The following is a 6,969-nucleotide window of genomic DNA, read 5'->3' as shown; positions in this document are numbered from 1 at the left end:
ATTTGTAATTCAATTTTTATAGCAGATATTTTTTATGAAATACATTTTTAATATCCGTTACATTTTTTTTTGCAGCCTAAAATCAAAATCCTATAAATGAAGCTCAAAAATTATAATTTGCAATTATGAGTAAATTTCGAATCAGAAAGTATTGAAAAACAAAAAAGCCATCCGGTTTTATCAGATGGCTTTTGTTTATTAATATGGAAATATTATTTCCAGTTAAAAGTAATTCTCTTTTCTATATCAGAGTTTAAGCTTAAAAATACCGGGCAGGTCATTGCGGCACGTTCTAAAATAGTTCTGCTTTTTTCATCAGCATCGCTTTTCATATCAAAAGCAATTTCAATTGCCCCGATTCTTCTTGGCTCTGCATTCATAATTTTAGTTACTTCGGCTGTAGAGCCTACAAAATCAACATTTAAATCACGGGCCTTAATTCCCATAATAGTCATCATACAGCTTGCCAGCGCGTTGGCAACTGTATCTGTTGGAGAAAAAGCTTCTCCTTTTCCGTTATTATCAAGTGGTGCATCAGAAATGATTTCACTTCCTGATTGTACGTGAACTGAACTTGTTCTTAAATCCCCTAAATAGGTTACTTTTGATGTCATTAATTTGCTACTTTTAAAGTTAAGTCTGAATCGTAATATAAAATGTAAACACCTTTGTTAGCGTGTCCTCCATCTTCTTTTTTGTAGTATTGAAATTTATTGTCAACCTGCTCAGTTGCCATTAAATCTGCCGTTTCCTGATAAGTTTTCCCTTGTACTAAACGCATCATAGTATCAAAAGTGACATCAAAACCACGAGTTGCATATGTATTTGGATTTACCTTGTTTTTCAGTCTGTATTCTTTATCAAAGATTGCAACAGCAGGGTCATCACTTTCACGGGTCACCGACGGATACATTAATTTAAGTTTGACTAAATTATCAAAACTAATCTCATCTGTGTCTAAAGTACTGTTTGGCTCTAAAATCACCAACTGAATCTGACAGGATTTTTGTGCATCTATCAAAGCCTTAATAGTTGTTTTAACCATCGTTGTATTGGCAGTTTCCATCACAACATAATTCATTCTGTTTGGCAGCAGAAGGCTTTTCAAATTAGCAACATCCAATCCTCCTGTTTCTGATAAGCCCGCAAATACTACACCTTTTTGGTTTTGTTTGATGTAATTTATAACTGATTCTTTTTTCTTATCTACAACAGCAACAATATTTCCGTTTTTGGCACGCATATAATCAAAAACAGCATTTCTGACTACATCATTTGTTGGTATTGACTGATACAAATTATCAATTGGATTTGCTGAATCTTTTGATAATGGAGATATTACAGGCACATTGTACAGGCGCAAAGAATTGGCAGCGCTTTCTGCATTACTTTGATAAAACGGCCCAATAACAGCATTAGCTCCCTGCAATTTATTCTGAGCAATCAGACCAGAAACATTTGATGTGCTTTTTGTTTCCTGCGAATCATAAATTGAAATGTCTATTGGCAACTTTAATACTCTTGCAGAATCAATTGCCATCAAAGCTCCTGAATAGAAATCAAGAGTCATGCTCAGGAATTTGTCATTTTTGATTCTGTTAGCTGTGCTTGTTGTATCATTTTGCATTTTAGCCAAGTTAAAAGGCAACAGTAATGCTATTTTTTTACGCTCGTTTTGTCCACGTTTTTTTGTCAGTTCAACAACTTCGGGATCAACAGAAACGGTTTCTGATTTTACTTTTTCAAGAATTCTGATTCCGCCAACTGAACCTGAATTTTCAACTGGTTTTTCAATAGCTTTTTCAACCTGTTGTGGTTGTTGCTGTGCAATAATTGGCGCCGGCGCAAGGAATCCAGATGGCACTTTTAAAACCATTCCCTCTTTTACTCCCTCTGCAAGTGACGGATTTAGTTCTGTCAGCTCAGCCTGTGTTAACTGGAATGTTCTTGATAAACTATACAAAGTTTCCTTTGGCTTTACCTGATAATCCATATAAGTGGTTCCTTTTTTAGAAGACTCATCAACTTTTTTAGTTTCAACAGGTTTTGCAACATTTGCGACTACAGAAGGATTTGTTTCAGTCTTTGGAGCTGTTCCTTTAATAGTCACATGATATCCAACAGGTAAATTACTAACAATTTCCGGGTTGCGTTTTTCTAAATCCTCAACCGTAGTTTTGTATTGTTTTGCGATAGAATATTTAGTTTCCTTCGGCAGGACTTCGTGGTAAACATATTTTTCAGGAGCAGCAGTTTTATTGGTTTTTTCCGCAACAGTTGCAGTAGTTTTTACTTTAGCCCCTTTTGAAGGAATTATCAGTGTCTGACCAATCTGCAATCCGTTTGTAACCAGGAAAGGATTTGCTGCTTTTAATGCTTCATCAGAAACACCGTATTTTTTTTCAATACCAAAAAGAGTTTCTTTTGGCTGTACTTCATGTGTAGTTGCTTTTCCAGTTGTGTTGGTTTTTGCAACAGCAGATTCAGTTTTACCACTTTTAGTCGGAATCAATAAAACAGTATTAGGTACTAATCCTGAGCGTGCATCCGGATTTAGCTGATAGATATCATAAGGGGTTATCTTAAATTTCTGAGCAATCTGATTAATCGTTTCTCCGCTGGAAATAGTGTATTTCACTACTTTTTCCTGTGAAAAAGCAGAACAGGTAACTAAAAAAACAAAGGACAATAATGTAAAATAATATTTCATATATAGGACTTAAACAATTTAATTTTATTTCAAAAACAATATACTATTTTTTGTTCAAAGCAAGATTCGCGCCACTTGTTGTTTTTTCTGAATTATTATCTCAGATCAATCTCAACTTTGGCAATAATAATGTTCTTATATAACTCATCTTCTTCATTTTTCTTGCATTTGTAGATAACTTCTTCTATGTTTTGATATTTATCTGAATAGACGTAATACGAAAGGCTGTTTATATTAAAGAAAAAGCTGGCGTTAAAATCACCTGAATCAATAAGTTGCATAATAAACTTATCACGCGGTGTTGCATCGGTAAATATACCTAAAACTAAGTAATAGCCGTTTGAAACTTCTTTAAGATTATCATAAACTTCTATCTTAACATTTTTTTCATTTTTAAACGGATTCTCTTTTAATTCACGTTTCATTTCTTCCAGCGAAACAGATTTTGAAGTTACGGCAGAATCTGTTTTTGCATTATTTTTAATAGCCTCATCCTGATATTTTTTTAGTTTTATCAAAGCTACTTTATCGTCAAATTTCCGTGCTTCCATACTATAAAAAGAAGCTTTACTAATGTGTCGTTTTACCTCAATTTGTTTTTGGGTATCCAGCGAGTCAATTTTAGAAATCAGCAGTTGGTTTTTGGCATCGCCCTGTTCCTGTTCAATTTTATAGCGTTTGATTTCGTCAAGGGAAAGTCTTTGCTGAATCGAAGTAACATTTTTATTCTTTTCGCTTTCGCGGATTTTTTTCTTGTACTCCTGATTTTCTTCAACAGCAATTTTCTCAACCTTGTTCATCAGACCTGCGTAAGCTTTTCTGTTTTCAGCCAGTTCTTTCTTTAACTGAGAAGATAATTCACTGGTCTTGCCTATGCTTTCGTATGATTGTTTTTCTAAACGTTTTGATTCATCGACGTTCAAAACATCCATTCTTTTTAATTCAACTAAGTCGTTGTTCATTGTATTGACAAGTGAATCCAGTTTTGCCATTAAAATAGCCTGCACATTTTTATTAGCCTCTAAAACCAAACGCAGTTTTTCAACACCGTTTTCTTTAGAACCATTCATATCATTCAGATTTACTTTCAAATCATTAATCTTAATAATTTTCTCGTTCATTTCTTTCTGAATAACAAGACGATCTTTCAGATCTTCCAACTCAACCGTTTTGGCTTTTGTTTTTTCAACCACCACCTGTTTTTCGGCCAAAGCCAGCATGAGTTCCTCGCTTTCGTTTGTTGGTTTGATTTCTTTTGTATTGATAGCTAATTTATTACCTATAACCAGTCCGTTTACAATTTCAGGGTTTTGAGATTCCAGCTGGTCAATTGAGATTCCGTACTTTTTTGCAATCGAAAATTTAGTTTCTTTTGCCTCTACCACATGAAAAACAGTTTCCTGATTTATAACGCGGACTCTTCCGTCCAGAGTTTTTCTTTTGTTTGGAATCAGGATTGTTTGTCCGATTTGCAATCCGTTTAAAAGTAAATCTTTATTTAAATTTTCTAAATCCTGAACCGAAACATTATATTGTCTTGCAATACCAAACAAAGATTCTTTTGCAGCAACCATGTGAGTTGCTTTTGAAGAGGTTGTAATTGCTGTTTTTGAAAGATTTGCAGAATTCTGCGGAATAACTAATTCCTGACCAATCTGAAGTCCGTTGGAAAGAATTTCCTGATTTGCATCCTGAATGGCTTCGACTGATACTTTGTATTGTTTTGAAATACCGTAAAGAGTTTCTTTTGCACCAACAAGATGGGCTATTTGCTGGTTTTGATTTCCATTACCTGCAGCATGAACAGGAATTTTAATAATTTGATTGTCCTTTATGCCGCTTTGAGATTCAGGATTGAGTTTGTAAATTTCGTCAACAGAGACTTTGTATTTCTGGGCAATAAAATAAGCCGTTTCTCCTTTTTGAATTTTGTGTTCAATTACTGAATCTTGTGCAGTTATTTTGTTAAAAGACAAAACAAACACAAGAGAAATCGTTAAAAGTTCTCTCATAAATAGTAGGTTATAAAAAATTAAGGCATTACAAATGTAACGCCTTAATTTGAAAAATATTACTATTCCCACTCAATTGTTGCAGGTGGTTTTGAACTTATATCGTAAACTACACGGTTCACGCCTTTTACCTTATTGATAATGTCGTTTGACACTTTCATCAAAAAGTCATAAGGTAAATGAACCCAGTCAGCCGTCATACCGTCTGTCGATTCTACGGCTCTCAACGCTACTACTTTTTCATAAGTACGTTCATCGCCCATCACACCGACACTATTTACAGGAAGCAGGATTGCTCCGGCCTGCCAAACTTTATCATAAAGACCCCATGATTTTAATCCTTCAATAAAAACAGAATCAACATCTTGCAGGATCTGAACTTTCTCCGGAGTAATATCTCCCAAAATTCTGATTGACAATCCTGGACCCGGGAAAGGGTGTCTTCCTAACAATTCAGGATCTATTCCTAAAGTAGCCCCAACTCGTCGTACTTCATCTTTAAAAAGCATTCTAAGCGGTTCTACGATTTTTAATTTCATATAATCAGGCAATCCACCAACATTATGGTGCGATTTAATGGTTGCCGATGGTCCTTTTACAGAAACCGATTCGATTACGTCAGGATAAATTGTTCCCTGAGCTAACCATTTTACGTCTTCAATTAAATGTGATTCATCATCAAAAACTTCAATAAATACACGACCGATTGTTTTACGTTTGGTTTCAGGATCACTGATTCCGGCTAATTCAGAAAGAAAACGGTCTCCGGCATCAACACCTTTCACATTTAATCCCATTCCTTTATATTGATCTAATACGTTTTGGAATTCGTTTTTACGAAGCAAACCGTTATTTACAAAAATACAGTATAGGTTTTTACCAATTGCCTGGTGTAATAAAACTGCCGCTACAGTAGAATCTACTCCGCCTGACAATCCTAAAACCACTTTATCGTTTCCTAATTTCTCTTTTAACTCTCCAACCATTTCTTCTACGAAGGCATTTGGTGTAAAGTTTTGAGGAACTTCGGCAATTTTTACTAAAAAGTTTTCCAGCATTTTTGACCCGTCAGTAGAATGGAAAACTTCCGGATGATATTGAATTCCGTATGTAGTTTCTCCTTCTATTTTATAAGCAGCAAATTCTACATCATGTGTGCTTGCCAGTTTTACAGCATTTGTTGGCAAAGCTTTTACACTGTCGCTATGACTCATCCAAACCTGGCTGTTTTCTGAAACACCTTCAAAGAAAACTTCGTTCTCTTTAATATAAGATAAATTAGCTCTACCGTATTCTCTGGTATTTGAAGCCGCAACTTCGCCTCCGCTAAAGTGTGCTAAATATTGGGCTCCGTAACAAACGGCAAGCATTGGAAGTTTACCTCTTATTTGCGATAAATCAGGATGTGGAGCATCTTCTGCACGAACAGAAAAAGGGCTTCCTCCTAAAATTACTGCTTTGTAAGGTGATAAATCACTAGGAAAGTGATTGTAAGGAAAAATTTCGCAGAATATATTTAATTCGCGAACTCTACGCGCAATAAGCTGAGTATATTGCGATCCGAAATCTAAAATAAGTACGTTGTGTTGCATGCGCAAAAATACTTTTTATATTCGAAAATGAAAAATTGATTTTTGATTTTTTTTCTTTTTAAGTTGCTAAGGTACTAAGTCGCTAAGGTTCTAAGTTTTTTCTTAGAATATTAACTTACTATTAAAAAGAATAAGGTTCTAAAATGCTGAGAAAAACTTAGCATCTTAGAACCTCAGTATCTTAGTATCTAAAAAAATCACTCTTTCGTAACAATGATAGACGCTCTAAAACCAGCTGCAAGATTATTCCAATAATCGTTTGTGACTAAGGCTCCTTTATCATCGTATACCTGTATTTCGGCTGTATTTCCTCCTAATGTTCCAATATTAAGAGCCTCAAAATCTAATTTATTAAAACCGTTTTCGAGTGTGATCTTTACCTGTTTAAAATTTGAATCTAATAATATTTGAGAACTTATGACTTTATCATTGGCGGAAACCTTTACCAAGTCTCCATCTATAGCACCGAAATCACGGAATTTTACGATAAAATAATCTGACTTGGTTTTAAAATCTCCCAGAGAAATATTTTTCTTAACTAATTCTCCCCTTCCTTCTCTTAGCCCTTCTGCTTTTAAAGCTTTATCAAGGTCCTTTTCCATTTTAGGAACATATCGGTCACCGGGATTCGCAAAGTCGTTTTCTGTTGACATTG

4 protein-coding genes and 1 pseudogene are annotated in these 6,969 nt (G+C 34.7%); all 5 read right to left on the bottom strand.

The annotated features are described in order from the left end of the window. Positions 1-212 precede the first annotated feature (212 nt). Positions 213-614 carry an OsmC family protein gene (locus DCO46_RS21865; RefSeq protein ID WP_116754590.1) on the bottom strand — a complete coding sequence of 134 codons (402 nt, stop codon included), beginning with the start codon at positions 612-614 and terminating at the stop codon, positions 213-215. Beyond that, positions 614-2,710 (bottom strand): LysM peptidoglycan-binding domain-containing protein, encoded by a 2,097-nt coding sequence (locus tag DCO46_RS21860; RefSeq protein ID WP_116754589.1) that lies wholly within the window; start codon positions 2,708-2,710, stop codon positions 614-616. The genes DCO46_RS21865 and DCO46_RS21860 overlap by 1 nt, the downstream gene beginning before the upstream one ends. A gap of 95 nt (positions 2,711-2,805) precedes the next feature. After that, positions 2,806-4,722, bottom strand: a complete 1,917-nt coding sequence (locus tag DCO46_RS21855) for a LysM peptidoglycan-binding domain-containing protein (RefSeq protein ID WP_116754588.1) — start codon at positions 4,720-4,722, stop codon at positions 2,806-2,808. Between the two features lie 62 nt (positions 4,723-4,784). Beyond that, complete coding sequence (guaA, locus tag DCO46_RS21850; RefSeq protein WP_116754587.1) at positions 4,785-6,314, bottom strand: glutamine-hydrolyzing GMP synthase; 1,530 nt, start codon at positions 6,312-6,314, stop codon at positions 4,785-4,787. A gap of 197 nt (positions 6,315-6,511) precedes the next feature. Next, a pseudogene (locus DCO46_RS21845) lies at positions 6,512-6,969 on the bottom strand (hypothetical protein); the annotation flags it as partial.

Origin of the sequence: Flavobacterium sp. HTF (genome assembly GCF_003105115.1) — a bacterium.
In the GTDB taxonomy this organism is placed as follows: domain Bacteria; phylum Bacteroidota; class Bacteroidia; order Flavobacteriales; family Flavobacteriaceae; genus Flavobacterium.
The sequence above is the reverse complement of the archived record's forward strand: the minus strand, read 5'-3'. Positions and strand labels throughout refer to the sequence as shown.

What these genes read in the sequence shown, in the direction of transcription:
- DCO46_RS21860 (WP_116754589.1), bottom strand. Translation starts at nt 2,710, where the DNA reads ATGAAATATTATTTTACATTATTGTCCTTTGTTTTTTTAGTTACCTGT.
- guaA (WP_116754587.1), bottom strand. Translation starts at nt 6,314, where the DNA reads ATGCAACACAACGTACTTATTTTAGATTTCGGATCGCAATATACTCAG.
- DCO46_RS21855 (WP_116754588.1), bottom strand. Translation starts at nt 4,722, where the DNA reads ATGAGAGAACTTTTAACGATTTCTCTTGTGTTTGTTTTGTCTTTTAAC.
- DCO46_RS21865 (WP_116754590.1), bottom strand. Translation starts at nt 614, where the DNA reads ATGACATCAAAAGTAACCTATTTAGGGGATTTAAGAACAAGTTCAGTT.